The sequence below is a fragment of the Deltaproteobacteria bacterium genome (genome assembly GCA_003696105.1).
Taxonomy (GTDB): domain Bacteria; phylum Myxococcota_A; class Polyangia; order Haliangiales; family J016; genus J016.
Genome location: RFGE01000288.1, coordinates 1 through 14982 on the forward strand (window position 1 = coordinate 1; position 14982 = coordinate 14982).

Genomic DNA, 14982 nt, shown 5'->3' on the forward strand with positions numbered 1-14982 from the left:
CGCGGGTTCCGCCGCGGCCTGCCCGGCCTGCGGCGGCGCGGCCTGCGGCGGCGCGGGTTCCGCCGCGGCCTGCCCGGCCTGCGGCGGCGCGGCCTGCGGCGGCGCGGCCACCGGCCCGGTCGGCGGCGCGAACGTCGCGACCGCCCCCGGCGCGTCTGCCCCCGTGGCCTGCGGATTCATCAGCACCGGCTCGGTCGGCTTGCCGTCGGCGCCGACCGCGCCGATCGACGGCGCGAACATCCCCAGCATCGTCTTCGCGGGCCCCTTGGCCGCGCTGGCGGCCGGTTTGCCGCCGCCCGCCACGTCCACGCGCTCGACCTCGGTGAGCAGTTGGCGCAGCGTCATGTAGCGCTTGCTGGACACGCGGTCGAGCGCCTTGACGATGATCGCTTCGACGGCCGGCGGTACGGTCCCGCGCTGGGACGGCGGCACGAGGTCCCCCTGCAGATGCGCCTGCATCACGGCGTCCGCGTCGCCGATGTACGGCGGCTGGCCGACCAGCATGTAATAGAAAATCGCGCCGAGCGAGTAGATGTTCGACCGCTGGTCGACGGGCTTGCCCTCGACTTGCTCCGGCGACAGGAATTCGGGCTCGCCCTGCACCTTGTCCTTGAGCGGAGTCGGGATGCCGAAGTTGATGACCTTGACGGCGTCGCCCGGGCCGACCAGCACGTTCTTCGGGCTGACGTCGCGGTGGATCACGCCCACCTTGGCCGCCTCGGATAGCGCATCGCCGATCGCCAACAAGATCGCGCGCGCGCGCTCCACCGGCAGCACGCCCTGGGACACGAGCGCCTTGAGCGGTTGGCCGTCGACCTTCTCCACCGCGACCCACAGCTGGTCGCCACGCTTGCCGTGCGCCAGAACGCGCGCGACCGTCGCGGCCTGCACGCGCTCGAGTTGTTTGAGTTCGCGCTCGCTGCGCTGGCGCAAAAGCGGCGTCGGGAACACGGCGTCGTGGACGAACTTCACGACACACTCGGCCTGCGTCTGCGTATCGGTGGCCGCGTAGATCTCGCCGGTGCGGTGGCCGCCGATGCGCGGCCCGAGCACGAATCGGCCCCCGAGGCGATCGTCCCCCGCGTCGGAAGCGGCCCCGTCCTCGGCCGGGACGAGGCGCTGGGCGCAGCTCGGACAGAAGTTCGCCTCGTCCGGGAACTGCATGGAGGCGCACGCAGGATTCGGACAGCGCTTCATGCCGAGCCGATCCTACGAGTAAACCCGTGTCGGAATCAACGTTTCGGGGCAGTTCGTTCGGCGCTGGACGCACCTTCCGCGCGCCGCGCGAGCCCGCCACCGCCGCGAGACGCCGCGCCGGCGCGTCGGCGCAACCGGCGAGACCGAGGACCGCACGGCCCGCGGCGGCCTTTGCCGCGCGCGAACCGGAGTGCGCGCATGCGGCGGCCGCTGTTGTCACAGACGGCGTGACATGCCGTCACACGCACTCCGCGCACGAGTCCGCCGCGGCGCGAATCCGGTTCGGCTGCTGCCTCAAATCGGGCCCGTTTCGCGCCGGGCGCCCGGCGGAATGCGACTTGCATCGTCCGGCGATGCGACCGCCAGGGAGCCATTGCCATGCGCATTCTCACTGCATCCTTCGTTTCCCCGGACGAGTTCCTGTGCCACCTGCGCGACGCGCCGCCGGAGCGTGCGCTGTTCTATCGTTCGCGCGGTCCGCTGGCCGACGGCGAGCCGGTCGTCGTCGACGTGACCTTCCCGGGACTGCCGAACCGTGCGCTCGTGCGCGGCACGGTGCGGGGGCCGGTCGCCGGCCGCGGTGCCTGGATCGTCCTGGACGAGGCCGATGCATCCACCTGCGCGTTCCTGTTGCGGCTGGCGCGAGGCGATTCGAACGTCGACCCCCTCGTGAGCCGCCAGTTCGACCGCTTTCCGGCGGACCTGCCGGTCGAGTGCGACGTCGAGCGCGCCGACGGCGGCGGCCGCGAACGGATTCTGAGTCGGACGGTCGATGTCGGGGCCGGCGGAGCGTTCGTCCGCGCAGTCGCCATCCCGCCGGTCGGCTCGCGCGTCACCCTCGCGTTCCCGCCAGCCGGCCGGCAAGGGATCGGTCCGATCCGCCTGTCCGGCGAGGTCGCGTGGACCCGGCGCGCCGCCGGTCCGTGCGGATTCGCCGTGCGGTTCGCCGACCGATCGGCCGCCGACGCGCGGGCGCTGCGATCCGCGCTGCGCCGGGCGTCGGAGACCGGCCGCGCCACGTTCGCGACGGCTTGACAGGCTGCGCAAGGTTCGCTACAAGCCGGGCTCCCGTGGCTTCCAACACCAAGATCACCGAGCGCCGCCGCAAGCTCCGCCAGCGCAATGCGGGGCGCGCCCGCAAGAATCGCGAGGCGCGGCGGTCGACGCCGTCCGACGCCGAACTGTTCGCGGGCTGCGGCGAGCCCGGCAAGCCCGCGCCCAAGGCCGCACCGGCTCAGTAGCCGGCCCGACCGTTCGCCCCGCCCTCCGGCAAGGCGAACGCGCGTCCCGCGCGGGCGCCAGCGCCTACGACCTCGCCGCGACCCGGTCGACCGAGTAGACGCCGTTGATCCGCGACAGAGAGCGCATCACCGCCTTGAGCTGATCGAGGTCGGTCACGTCGGCGTGAAACGTGTTGACGGCGCGTTTGTCGTCGGTCGCGCGGCAATGTGCCTGCGAAATGTTGACGCCGGAATCGGTGAACGCCTTGGAAATGTGCGCCAACAGCCCCGGCTTGTCCGCGCAAACCACCTGAATGGCCACGGGGTGGTGCCCCTTGACGGAGGGGTCCCATTCCACCTCGACGCGGCGCGCGGGATCGAGGTCGAGCGCCTTCTGGCAGTCCCTCAGGTGCACGGTGACCCCTCGGCCGCGCGTCACGAACCCGACGATCTTGTCCCCCGGCAGCGGACTGCAACAGCGCGCATAGCGGACGAGCACGCCGTCTTCGCCCGCCACCTTGATGGCACTGCCGGAGCTTCGGCGGGTCACGCGCCGCAGGATCTGGGTGATCGGGTTCGGCCTCCCCTCCCCCGACGCCTTGCCCCCGCCCTTACGGCGCTCCGGCGGAACGATCGCTTCGGCGACCTGCGCCGCGCTCACCTTGCCGTACCCGACCTCGGTAAACAGCCCCTCGACCGTGTTGCACTTGAGCTGCTCGGCCGCCCGTTGCAGATCGCCCGCGCGCTGGGCCTTGCTCAGCGACACGCCCCACTTTTTGAGCGTGCGCTCGACCAGGTCGCGCCCCAGGGCCGCGGCGCGCTCGCGCTCCTCGCGGCGCAATCGGTGGCGGATCTTCGTCTTCGCGCGCGCCGTCTTGACCAGCTTGAGCCAGTCCTTGTTCGGTTTCTGGTTCGGCGACGTGATGATCTCGACCGTGTCGCCGTTGCGGAGCTTGTAGCGCAGCGGGACGATGACGCCGTTGACGCGCGCGCCCGAGCAGTGGTCGCCGATGTTCGTGTGGATCGCGTACGCCATGTCGATCGGACACGACCCTTTCGGCAGCGCCTTGACGTCGCCGCGCGGCGTGAACACGTACACCTCGTCGCCGAACAGGTCGATCTTGACCGACTCGATGAACTCGGTCGGGTCCTTGAGATCCTGCTGTGACTCCATCATCTGGCGGAGCCACGCGAACTTGCGCTCGTCGTCGGTGAAGCCGGCCGGCTTGCCCTCTTTGTACTTCCAGTGAGCCGCGACGCCGAACTCGGCGACGCGGTGCATCTCCTCGGTGCGAATCTGGATCTCGATGCGCTCGCCGTCCGGGCCGATCACCGCGGTGTGGAGCGACTGGTACATGTTGGGCTTCGGCAGCGCGATGTAATCCTTGAACCGCCCCGGGATCGGCGTCCACGCCGAATGGGCGACGCCGAGCGCCTGGTAACAGGCCGCCACGCTGTCGGTGATGACGCGAAATCCGATCTTGTCGTGGATCTCGTCGAACGACCGCCCCGTCCGGCGCATCTTCTGGCGGATCGACCACAGGTGCTTGGCGCGGCCGGTCACCGTGCAGTGGACGCCGCCGGCGGCCATCTCCTTCGCGATCAGCTGCTCGACGTCGGCGATGTAGCGGCGGCGCTCGCTCTCGGACTGGTCGACCGCGGCGCGGATCTGCTCGTACTCGCCCGGATACAGGTAGCGAAACGACAGATCCTCGAACTCGCACTTCATCCACTGAATGCCGAGCCGATGCGCGAGCGGCGCGTAGATCTGCATCGTCTCGGCCGCGATGCGCTCCTGCTTCTCCGGCGGCAGCGCATCGAGCGTGCGCATGTTGTCGAGGCGATCGCAAAACTTCACGAGGATGACGCGGATGTCCCGCGCCATCGCGAGCAGCATCTTGCGGAAATTCTCGGCCTGCCGCTCCTCCCGGGTGCTGTAGGGCAGCTTGCCGAGCTTCGTGACGCCGTCGACGAGAAACGCGATCTCCTGGCCGAAGTGCTCGGTCAGCTCTTCGACCGTCACGCTCGTGTCCTCGACGGCGTCGTGCAGCAGACCGGCGCACACGCTCGGCACGTCGAGCTTGAGCTGCGCGATCAGCGCCGCGACGGACACCGGGTGCGTGACGTACGGGTCGCCGGACCGGCGCATCTGCCCCTCGTGCGCCTTGCACGCGAACGCATAGGCCCGCTCGACGAGTTCGATGTCTGCCTCGGGGTGGTACGACCGGATCGCAGCAGTAATCTCGCTCAAACGCTGCACTCCCTTCCAATGTACCAGAATCACCGCGGTTCGACGGCCGGCGGCGCCCGCACCCGACGCCCGCCGCCGCCGGTCACCGGGCGCCCGCGGCGATCAGCGCCTCGGCGTGCCGGTAGGCCGCATCCTCGTCCAGGGCGGCCACGGCGGCGCGCGCGTCCTCCGGCGCCGCGTCGCCGAGCTTGCGCACCAGATATAGCGCGCGCAGTTGGGCGTAGGCCCGTTCCAGGTCGTCGTTGATCACCCGGTGCTGGTACTCGCGGTGGTAGGCGAGTTCCTCGATCGCCTTGGCGAGCCGGCGCGCGATGACCTCGGGGGGGTCCGTCGCCCGCTTCTTGAGCCGCTCGCGCAGCGCATCGAGGCTCGGCGGGAGGATGAACACCATGAGGCTGTCGTGCGGGAACTGGCCGTGCAACGCGCGGCCGCCCTGGCCGTCGACATCGAACACCACGTCGCGGCCGGCGACGAGCGCGCGCTCGACCGCGGCGCGCGACGTGCCGTAGCGGTTGCCGTGCACGACGGCGTGCTCGGCAAACTCGCCGCGGGCGACCATGTCGTCGAATGTTGCATCATCCACGAACACGTAGTCGCGGCCGTTGATCTCGTTGGAGCGCGGCGGCCGCGTCGTGTAGGAGACCGAGAACTCGAGGTCGTCGAACTCGGACAGCAACCGGCGCGCGAGCGTCGTCTTGCCGGCGCCCGACGGCGAGCTGATGACGACCAGGATGCCCCGCCTATTCGACATTCTGCACCTGCTCGCGGATCTTTTCGAGTTCGGCCTTCGCCTCGACGACGAGCGCGGCGATGTCGGCCGATTGGGACTTGGAGCCGACCGTGTTGACCTCGCGGCCCAACTCCTGCACGAGGAAGTCGAGGCGGCGGCCGACCGGCTTGTCGGACGCCATCAGTCGCTCGAATTGCGCGATGTGGCTGCGGATGCGGACGACCTCCTCGGTCACGTCCTGGCGGTCGGCGATCAGCGCGACCTCCTGGGCGAGCCGCGCCTCGTCGACCTGGACGTTGGCGTCGCGCAGGAGCCGGGCCAATCGCTCGCGCAGCCGGTCGCGCGCCTCCTCGGGCGCCGCCGCCGCGCGCGCCTCGATCCGGTCCGCCAGGTCGCGAATGCGCGCGATCCGCGCGGTCAGATCCGCGAGCAATGCCGCACCTTCGGCCTCGCGCATCGCGACGAGCGCGTCGAGCGCCTCGTCGACCGCCGCCCCGACCGCGGCCGCCAGTGCGTCGACGTCGTCGTCGTCGAGGTCCGCCGGGGCGACGACGCCCGGCTGCGCGCAGACCAGGTCGAGGCCGACCGCGGTGTCGGGCAGGCCGAGTTCGCGGGCGACATCCGCCAGCGCCCGGTACACGCGGCGTGCCGCATCCACGTCGACCCGGACGCCGGCGGCGGCCGGCCCGCCATCGATGCGCAGCGACAGCGCGATGGCGCCGCGGTGAACGCGCGCGCGCACGCGCTGCTGCACCTTCTCCTCGATCGACGGGTCGAGCGGCGCGCCGCGCACCTTGATATCCACGAACCGGTGGTTGACGGACTTGAGCTGGACCGTCACCCGCCGGTGGCCGATGGGCGCGGCGCCGCGCCCGTACCCGGTCATGCTGCGCATCGCCAGACATGTATCACGCCGGGCCGACCGTCCCCCTCCGCCGCGCCGCCGCGCCGGGCCGCGCGGGCCGCCGTCCGCCCCCGCCGCGCCGCCGCGCCGGACCGCGCGGGCCGCCGTCCGCCCCCGCCGCGCCGCCGTGCCGGGCCGCGCGGGTGGCACGGGCATTGTATGGTCCGCGCGTGATGCGCTGGACCGTTCTCGCCGTCGGCCTGGCGTGCGCCGCCGGCTGCCCCGCCGACCGCGCCGCGCCCGCGCCCCGCGAGCGCGTACGGCTGTGGCACACGTTCTCGGCGTACGAGACCGAGGCGCTCAACCGCGCCCTCGCCGATCGCGGCGCCGCGGTCGAATCGACCCTGCTGCCGTTTTCCCGCGCCCGCCAGATCGTCGCCGACGCGCTGCGCGACGGCCACGACTGTCCCGACCTGGTGCGCATCGACGCGACGTGGCTGCCCGAATTGGCCGGGGCCGGGTTGCTCGCGCCGGTGCCCGACGACGCGCCGGCGCGCGCGTGGCTGCCCGAGGCGGCGGCGCTCGCGCGCCACGCGGGGACGGCCTACGGGGTGCCGCAGGCGCTCGACGGCCTCGCCCTGTTGTACGACCCGGACCGCCTCGCGCGCGCCGGCGCCGCGTGGCCGCCGCGGACCGTCAACGAGCTGGTCGCCACCGCCCACCAGCTCACGATCGACGGGCGCTACGGGCTGTCCGTGCGGGTGGACGGCTACTGGTTCGTCGCGTTCTTGCGCGCGTGGGGCGGCGACGTCGTGGATCCGGCGACCGGTGCGCTCGGCATCGATCGGCCCGAAGCGGTGGCCGCGCTCGACCAGTTTGCCGCGCTGTTCGGACCCGGCGGCGTCGCGCCACCGCCGCCGCCGCCCGGCCGGGAGGCGCCGGCCACCGCCCGCTGGTTCCGCGAAGGACGCGTCGCGATCGTGGTCGACGGGCCGTGGGCGGTGCCGGAGCTGCGCGCCGGCGGCCACGCGCTGGCGGTGGCGCCGTTCCCCCCCGGCGCCGACGGGCGCGGCGCCGCGCCGCTCGGCGGCGCGCTGTTCTGCGTGCCGGCGTGTGCGCGCCGCGCCGACGCCGCGTGGCGGCTCGCGTTCGCCCTCACCGAGCCGGCCGTGCAGGCCGCGTGGGCCCGCGATCTGGGCGTCGTGCCGACGACCGAGGAAGCGCTTGCGGGCGCCGGCGCGTTCGCGCGCGCGTTCCGCGACGCGCTGCGCGCCGCGCGCCCGCTGCCCCGCCACCCGATCACGGCCGAGCTGTTCGACGACCTCACCCCCGCCGTCGCCGCCGTCGTCGCGGGCGACGCGACCGCCGAGGAGGCGCTCGCCGGCGTCGCGCGCGCGTGGACGCGCCTGCTGGCTCGCCACCGCGGAGGCCGCCCGTGACCGGCCGCGCCGCCCGGTCGCTCACCGGCCGCGTGCTCGTCGTGCTCGCGCTCGTGGCGATCGTGCCGGCGGTGACGGTCGGCGCGATCGCGATCTGGCGGGCGCGCGCGAGCCTCGAGACGGAGGTCGTGCGCGGCAACCTCGCGCTGATTCGCGCGCTCGGCGCGTCGCTCGACGCGCGGCTGCAGAGCGCGCGCCGCGCGCTCGAGATCGCCGCCGGGACCTGGGCCGACCCGCGCACGGCGCAGACGGCGCGCGACGCCGATCCGGCGCCGGTGCGACGCCTGCTGCGCCGACTGCGACGCCACGAGCCGCTGCTGGCGTCGGTGGCGATCTACGACGTCGACGGCCAACCGATCGAAGGGGACACGCTGCCGATCGACGCCACCGCCGGCGCCCACGCGTTTGGCGGCTACATCGGCGACGTCACATTCGTCGACGGAACGCCGCGAGTGCGCGTCGTGACCCAGGCGCGAAGCCGCACCGGCGAACTCGTCGGCGTGTTCGCCGCGCAGCTCGACCTCGGCTTCATCTCCGAGGCGCTCGCGAGCGCGCGGCTCGGCCCGGGCGCGCGCTTGCTCGTGGTGGACGGCGACGGCGTGCCGGTCGCACGCTCGGACGGCGCGCCGGCGGCCGGCGCGCGCAGCCTGCGCGGCGTCCATCCCGCCGTCGACCGCGCGCTCGGCTCGGCGACCGAGGGCAGCATCGAAGCAGGCGGCGTCGTGTCCGTCTACCGCAACCTCGCGACGTACCAGTCGCTGCGCGGCATCCGGTGGGCGCTGATCCTCGACCAGCCGGCGGCCGACGCCTACGCGCTGGCGCACGAGACGACGCGCACGACCGTGGCCGGCGTCGTCGGCGCCCTCGCGCTCGCCCTCGTCGTCGGCTTTGCGTTCGCCACTCGCCTGACGCGACCGCTGCGCGCGCTGGCTGCGCGCGCCGATGCGATCGCCGATCGCGATCAGCCGGAACCGAAGCCGCCAATCCGCGGCCCCGGTGAGATCGGCGCGCTCGCCGAACGCATCGAACAGATGGCCGGCCGAATCGCCGAGCGCGCGCGGCTCAAGGACGCGCTCGCGCGCGGCGACCGGCTGGCGGCCGTCGGAACGATGGCGGCCAGCATCGCCCACGAGATCAACAACCCCCTCACCACCGTGCTCGGCTACGCCAAGCTGCTGCAGGAGGGCAAACCCGACGACGATCCAGACCTGCCGGGCCTGCAACTCATCGCCGAAGAATCCGAGCGGATGCAGGCCAAGGTGCGCGCGCTGCTCGACTACTCGCGCAGCGACACGGCCGGGGCGCCGGATCCCGACACGGCGAGCTGCGACGTCAACGACCTGGTCGACAAGACGATCGCGCTCGTCGGCCCGGTGCTCCACAAGCGGCGCATCCAGGTGCATACGCAACTCGCGAGCCCACTGCCGCGGGTGCGCTGCGACGCGCACAGCCTGCAGCAGGTGTTCGTCAACCTGGCCAACAACGCGGCCGATGCGATGGCCGACGGCGGCGAGCTGATCGTCGCCACGCAGCTCGGGCCGGCGGCCGCGACCGTTCACGTCACGTTCGACGACACCGGACCCGGCGTGCCCGACGCGGACCGGGACCGCATCTTCGACCCGTTTTATACGACCAAGGGCGCCGGCGCGGGCACCGGCCTCGGCCTCGCGGTCGTCCGCCATCTCGTCGCGCGCTGCGGCGGCCAGGTCACGGTCGAGCCCGGCGCGCGCGGCCGTGGCGCGCGGTTTCGCGTCGTGTTACCCATCGAGGAATGAGTTCGCCTGCCGCCAGCATCCTCGTCATCGACGACGAGCGCGGCATCCGCAGCCTTTGCCGCGACGTGCTCGGGCGCGCCGGTTACCGCGTGGACCTGGCCGAGACAGGCGCCGACGGGGTTGCGCGCGCGCGCGGCGGCCGGTACGACCTGATCCTGTCGGACATCCGCCTCCCCGACGTCGACGGCCTGCAGGTGCTCGAACAGGTCCGAGCCGCCCACCCGGACCAGACGGTCATCCTCATCACGGCCTACCCGTCGGTCGACACCGCGGTCCGGGGCATGAAGCTCGGCGCGCGCGACTACATCGCCAAGCCGTTTACGCCCGACGAGCTGCGCATGGTCGTCGCGCGCGCCCTCGACGAAGACGCGCTCCGCCGCGAGAACGCGCGGCTGCGGGACGAACTCGCCTACCGCAACCTGATCGGCGCGTCACCCGCGATGGTCGCGTTGCGCGACACGATCGATAAGGTGTCGCGCGCCGACGCGAGCGTCCTGATCACCGGCGAAAGCGGCGTCGGCAAGGAGGTCGTCGCGCGCGCGATTCACTATCGCGGCACCCGCGCGGCCGGACCGTTCGTCGCCGTCAACTGTGGCGCCCTGGTGGACAACCTGCTCGAGAGCGAGCTGTTCGGCCACGTCCGCGGCGCGTTTACCGGAGCCGACCGGCCCAAACGCGGCCTGTTCGTCGCCGCCGACGGCGGTACCCTGTTTCTCGACGAGATCGCCGAGCTGCCGCTTCCGTTGCAACCGAAACTGTTGCGCGCGCTGCAGGAGGGGGAGATCAAGCCGGTCGGCGGCGTCGACCCGGTCCGCGTTGACGTGCGCGTCGTCGCGGCGACCAACCGCGACCTGGGCGAGGCGGTCCGCGATGGCGCGTTTCGCGAGGACCTGTTTTACCGGCTCAACGTCATCGCGATCAACGTGCCGCCGCTGCGCGAGCGCGTCGAGGATATCCCGCTGCTGGTCGACGCGTTCATCGACCGGGTCGCCGAGCGCGCGGGCGGTGCGCGCGTCGCGGTGACCGACGCCGCGATGCGATGGCTGCAGAGCCAGCCGTGGCCCGGCAACGTCCGCGAGCTGGAAAATGCGATCGAGCGGGCGGTCGTGCTCGCGTCGGGTCCGGTGCTGGACGTCGCCGACTTCGACCAGGGCGCGCCGGCGGCCGGCGCGCCCCGCGCCGGCGCGGCCGGTTTGCCCGCCGACGAGCTGATCTCCCTGGCCGCGCTCGAACGCCTGCACATCGAGCGCGTGCTCGCGGCCTGCGGGGGCCAGAAGACCAAGGCCGCCGCCATCCTCGGCATCAACCGCACCACCCTGTGGAAGAAGCTGCGCGCCTACGGAATGGAATGACCGCGCTGTGACCGCGTGTCTCAGCCGGCGTTGCGCTTGTCAACGCGGCGGAACGCCGTTCGACGAAATCACACTCGGTCGGACGCGGCACGAATCCCGCATGACCGCACCGCCGATGTTGCGTGCCGTAGCCGTCGCCGCGTCGCTCGCGCTGGCCACCGTCGCGCGGGCGCCCGCGGCCGCCGCCCAGACCCCTGCCCCGGCCGACCCGGCCCCGGACGCGAGCGCCCGCCGGACCGCCGATGACGCGCCGGCCTTCGCGTTCGGCTCCTACGGCCGCATCGGCGCCGGCACCGACCTGCGCGGGTCGACCCCCGAAGCGGTCACCATCGTCCAGCACGGGCCGCGCATCGTCGAGTCGCCGTACGCCGAACTCGACCTGTATTACCGGACCCGCGCGCCCGGCGACGTGCGCGTGGCCACCGTCGTCACCGTGGCGTTCGCCGGCGACCCGTTCCACTACACGGGCGACTTCGACGCGCAGATCGCGCTCCGCAACCTGTACGCCGAGGCGATCGTCCGCGACCGCACCACGCTGTGGATCGGCTCGCGCATGTACCGGGGAGACGACATCTACTTGGTCGACTACTGGCCGCTCGACGACGAAAACACGGTCGGCGCGGGTGCCAGCTATCGCGCCGGATCGCTCGCGGTCGAAGCGCACGCCGGCCTCAACCGACTCACTGACACGTACCAGCTGCAGACCGTCGACGTGCCATCCAACGAGTTCGGTGGCGAGTCGATCGTCCAGCTCGATCGCCAGCGCATGATGGCGAGCGCCAAGGCCAGCTACCGGTTCTTCGGCGACGGGGTCGGCCCGTCGGCAAAGGTCAAGCTGTTCTCGGAGATCCACCGGTTGCCCGACGGCGAGATCCTGCGCGAAGACCGCACGGTGGAGACGTTGCCGTCCGACTTCGGCTACTCGATCGGCGCGCAGGTGGGCGCGTGGGGATTCGCCGAACCCGGCAGCCACGCCAATCTGTTCGCGCGCTGGTCTCAGGGCCTCACCGCGCACGACGAGCTCGCCGTGCCGTTCGGCTTCGCGCCCGACCGCCGCACCTTTCCCGACTCGTCGGAATTCGTCATCGGCTGGTCGGGCAACCTCGATCTCGGGGTCGCCGGCGCGCTCGTCGGCGGCTACGTTCGCCGGTTCCGCGACGCCGACCCGGCCGACGACCTCGACGACGGGTGGGAGTACGTCGCCGACGCGCGCCCGTACGCGCCGATCGGCGATCGCGTCCACGCCGCGGTCGACCTGTCGTACCAGCAACGATTCCCGCGCGGCATCAGCCCGGCCTCCGCGCGCGGCATCGAGCCGTCGGTCGTCCAGATCGCGCCGATGCTCGTCTACTCTCCGTTTGGCCGCGGCGCGTACACGCGACCGCACTTCCGCCTCGTCTATCGCGCGGCGCACCTCGACCGCGACGCCCGCGACCTGTACGCCCTCGACGACCCGCGCCGCACGCGGCCGTGGGTCCACTACCTCGGCGCGCAGGTCGAGTGGTGGTTCAACTCGACGTACCGATGACCATGACCCGATCTTCACGACTCGTCGGCCGCATCGCGGCCTGTCTCGCCGCGGCGCTCGCCGCCGGCTGCTCCGCCCCGATCGCCGGCGACGACCTGCGCGACCGCCCGCACCAGAGCAACGCCGACATCGACTGGCGCGACCAGATTATCTATCAGATCGTCGTCGACCGGTTCGAAAACGGCGACCCGAACAACGACTTCAACGTCCAGCTGTCCAAGCCGGGCAAGTACCACGGCGGCGATTGGCAGGGCGTCATCGATCGCCTCGACTACCTCGAGGAACTCGGCGTCACCGCGCTGTGGATCAGCCCGGTCGTCAAGAACGTCGAGGAGGACGCCGGCTTCTACAGTTACCACGGGTACTGGACCTACGATTTCTCGCGCACCAACCCCCACTTCGGCGACCTGCTGAAGCTTCGCGAGCTGGTCGACGTGGCGCACGAGCGCGGCATGCTCGTCATTTTGGACGTCGTCACCAACCACGTCGGCCAGCTGTTTTTTTACGACATCAACGGCAACGGCGAGCCGGACGAGTGGCTCAGCGGCGGAGGCACCAGCCACACCTGTGTGCAGGTGTGCAACAACCCCGCGCGCGCGAGCGAGTGCAGCGAGGACGAGCGCACCTACTGCGAAAAGGGCATCGAGTACTTCGAGCGCATCCTCGAATGGGATCCCGAGTACGACCCGCGCGGCATCCAAGGGTGGACGTCGGTCGGATTCAGCGGACCGGCCGACATCCGGTTTCCGCACTGGCCCGACAAGAACCGCACCGTGCCGCCGCGGCCGCCCGAGGCGCTCGGCTGGCCGGCGGACAAGCCGTGGTTCGACGATCCGAGCTGGTACAACCGGCGCGGCCGCGTGTACCTGTGGTGGCACGAAGGCGACTACTCGCGCGAGTTCGTCCGCCAGCAAGAGGTCTACGGCGACTTCCCGGGCGGGTTGAAGGACCTCAACACCGACCACCCCGACGTCAAGGACGCGCTGTACCAGGTGTTCGCCTACTGGCTGGACGTGGCCGACTTCGACGGCTTTCGCATCGACACGCTCAAGCACATGGATCGGCCCGATCTGGACGTCAACGACCGGGGCTTCCTCGGCGATTTCACGACCCGGATCCGGCGGCACGCCGCCGATGTCGGCAAGCACAACTTCTTCATCTTCGGCGAGGCGTTCGACGGCAACGACGAACTCAGCGGCGCCTACACGTTCGGCGGCACCGACGCCGACGGCGACTTCGGCCGGATGGACGGCACGTTCTACTTTTCACAGAAGTACCGGGTGATCGACGAGGTGTTCAAGTTCGGCGGGCCGACGCGCAACATCGAATGCATGTACCACTCGCGCATGGGCACGTCCCCCGGAATCGGCGCCGATTGGTGCGCCGCCAACGGGTTTCCCGCCGGGCCCACCTACTATGACAAGCCGCACGCCATGCCCGACGAGGGCGGCACCGGCCTGCCGCCGCAACAGACGCTGGTCAACTTCATCGACAACCACGACATCCCGCGGTTCTTGTTCGACAAGCCGGACCCGGCGGCGCTGCGCAACGCGATCTTCTTCCTGTTGACCTGGGATGGCATCCCGTGCCTGTACTACGGCACGGAGCAGGAGTTCGAGGGCGGCACCGATCCGAAGAACCGCGAGGACATGTTCCTCGGCAATCCGAAAAAGGGCTTCGCGCCGTTTGCGACCGACCACGACACGTTCCGCTACACGCGCGACCTGATCGCGCTGCGCAAGCAGCACGTGGCGCTGCGGCGCGGCCACGTCGACATCCGATGGTCGACGGTCAACCCGCGCGGCGCTCGCGACAGCGGCATCTTCGCATTCGAGCGGGTCCACGCCGACGAGACGCTGCTCGTGGTGATCAACACGGCCGACGCGCAGGACAGCGAGACGTGTGCCCCGGCCGCCGACGGGGGCGCATGCATGACCACGTCATTCGCGCCCGGCACCACGCTCGTCGACGTCGCGCCCGGCCCCGGCAACGGCGACACGTTCACCGTGGGCGCTGGTGGCGCCGTCGCCGTCACCGTGCCGCCGCGCGGCGGCCGCGTGCTCGTGGCCCAGTAGTTCCCGGTCGGCTTCGACGGTCACGGCCGGCGCGGTCTCGCGGTCGGCCGCGACGCAAACGCCGAAAAGCCCGCACCCGGGTAAAAGCCCGCACCCGGGTTGATTATTATCCGCGGGCGATGTGTCGCGGCCCAGATGCCGCCAGCTCAGGCGCAATCGGCTCGCAGCGGGCTGACGAAAAAGCCCGCACCTAAAAAGCCCGCACCCGGGTTGATTATTATCCGAAAAGCCCGCACCCGGGTTGATTATTATCCGCAGGCAATGTGTCGCGGCCCAGATGCCGCCAGCTCAGGCGCAATCGGCTCGCAGCGGGCTGACGAGCCACCGCCGCGCCGGGTCGGTCGACGCCAAACCGGTGACCGCGCCCACACTCCGCTCACGGCGGGCGCAGGTTGACGCGGCAAGTGGAGTCACTTGCTGCGGTCGTCGCGGGCCCGATGCCGTGCGTCAAGCCGTGTCGGCGACGGCAACGCCTTGGTAGACGCGCATCGCATACGAGCCGGCCGGAAACACCACCTCGCGCACGCCGCGCTTCCATCGCTCGTACGCCTCGCGGTAGGCAACCACGAAC

General features: G+C 71.5%; 11 protein-coding genes. 6 read left to right on the forward strand and 5 right to left on the reverse strand.

The window, feature by feature from the left end; genetic code table 11:
- A partial coding sequence (locus D6689_18140; protein RMH38925.1) for a serine/threonine protein kinase occupies window positions 1-1197 on the reverse strand: 1197 nt, incomplete at its 3' end.
- 378 nt (window positions 1198-1575) lie between these two features.
- Here D6689_18140 and D6689_18145 point away from each other — a divergent pair.
- Window positions 1576-2232, forward strand: coding sequence for a hypothetical protein (locus tag D6689_18145; GenBank protein ID RMH38926.1), 657 nt, complete (start codon window positions 1576-1578; stop codon window positions 2230-2232).
- Between the two features lie 270 nt (window positions 2233-2502).
- Here D6689_18145 and D6689_18150 read toward each other — a convergent pair whose 3' ends face one another.
- The 3 genes from D6689_18150 to D6689_18160 form a co-directional block, all read right to left on the reverse strand.
- Window positions 2503-4677, reverse strand: a complete 2175-nt coding sequence (locus D6689_18150) for a bifunctional (p)ppGpp synthetase/guanosine-3',5'-bis(diphosphate) 3'-pyrophosphohydrolase (GenBank protein ID RMH38927.1) — start codon at window positions 4675-4677, stop codon at window positions 2503-2505.
- A gap of 73 nt (window positions 4678-4750) precedes the next feature.
- Complete coding sequence (locus D6689_18155; GenBank protein RMH38928.1) at window positions 4751-5419, reverse strand: guanylate kinase; 669 nt, start codon at window positions 5417-5419, stop codon at window positions 4751-4753.
- The gene (locus D6689_18160; GenBank protein RMH38935.1) at window positions 5409-6458 is read right to left on the reverse strand and encodes a YicC family protein; all 1050 of its coding nucleotides are present in this window, start codon (window positions 6456-6458) and stop codon (window positions 5409-5411) included. Before D6689_18160 ends, D6689_18155 begins: the two co-directional genes overlap by 11 nt.
- Between D6689_18160 and D6689_18165 the strand changes: the two genes are divergently transcribed.
- From D6689_18165 to D6689_18185, 5 genes are all read left to right on the forward strand, one after another.
- Window positions 6302-7681 (forward strand): extracellular solute-binding protein, encoded by a 1380-nt coding sequence (locus D6689_18165; protein RMH38929.1) that lies wholly within the window; start codon window positions 6302-6304, stop codon window positions 7679-7681. The genes D6689_18160 and D6689_18165 overlap by 157 nt on opposite strands.
- The gene (locus tag D6689_18170) at window positions 7354-9456 is read left to right on the forward strand and encodes a sensor histidine kinase (GenBank protein ID RMH38930.1); all 2103 of its coding nucleotides are present in this window, start codon (window positions 7354-7356) and stop codon (window positions 9454-9456) included. The genes D6689_18165 and D6689_18170 overlap by 328 nt, the downstream gene beginning before the upstream one ends.
- A complete protein-coding gene (locus D6689_18175) occupies window positions 9453-10808 on the forward strand; it encodes a sigma-54-dependent Fis family transcriptional regulator (GenBank protein ID RMH38931.1) in 1356 nt (451 codons plus the stop codon). The genes D6689_18170 and D6689_18175 overlap by 4 nt, the downstream gene beginning before the upstream one ends.
- Before the next feature lie 100 nt (window positions 10809-10908).
- Window positions 10909-12336 carry a hypothetical protein gene (locus tag D6689_18180; GenBank protein RMH38932.1) on the forward strand — a complete coding sequence of 476 codons (1428 nt, stop codon included), beginning with the start codon at window positions 10909-10911 and terminating at the stop codon, window positions 12334-12336.
- The gene (locus tag D6689_18185) at window positions 12333-14411 is read left to right on the forward strand and encodes a DUF3459 domain-containing protein (GenBank protein RMH38933.1); all 2079 of its coding nucleotides are present in this window, start codon (window positions 12333-12335) and stop codon (window positions 14409-14411) included. The genes D6689_18180 and D6689_18185 overlap by 4 nt, the downstream gene beginning before the upstream one ends.
- A 447-nt stretch (window positions 14412-14858) precedes the next feature.
- Here D6689_18185 and D6689_18190 read toward each other — a convergent pair.
- Window positions 14859-14982: transposase (locus tag D6689_18190; GenBank protein RMH38934.1), on the reverse strand; the 124-nt coding region annotated here is incomplete at its 5' end.

What these genes read in the sequence shown, in the direction of transcription:
- D6689_18145 (RMH38926.1), top strand. Translation starts at nt 1,576, where the DNA reads ATGCGCATTCTCACTGCATCCTTCGTTTCCCCGGACGAGTTCCTGTGC.
- D6689_18155 (RMH38928.1), bottom strand. Translation starts at nt 5,419, where the DNA reads ATGTCGAATAGGCGGGGCATCCTGGTCGTCATCAGCTCGCCGTCGGGC.
- D6689_18165 (RMH38929.1), top strand. Translation starts at nt 6,302, where the DNA reads ATGTATCACGCCGGGCCGACCGTCCCCCTCCGCCGCGCCGCCGCGCCG.
- D6689_18160 (RMH38935.1), bottom strand. Translation starts at nt 6,458, where the DNA reads ATGCCCGTGCCACCCGCGCGGCCCGGCACGGCGGCGCGGCGGGGGCGG.
- D6689_18175 (RMH38931.1), top strand. Translation starts at nt 9,453, where the DNA reads ATGAGTTCGCCTGCCGCCAGCATCCTCGTCATCGACGACGAGCGCGGC.
- D6689_18180 (RMH38932.1), top strand. Translation starts at nt 10,909, where the DNA reads ATGACCGCACCGCCGATGTTGCGTGCCGTAGCCGTCGCCGCGTCGCTC.
- D6689_18185 (RMH38933.1), top strand. Translation starts at nt 12,333, where the DNA reads ATGACCATGACCCGATCTTCACGACTCGTCGGCCGCATCGCGGCCTGT.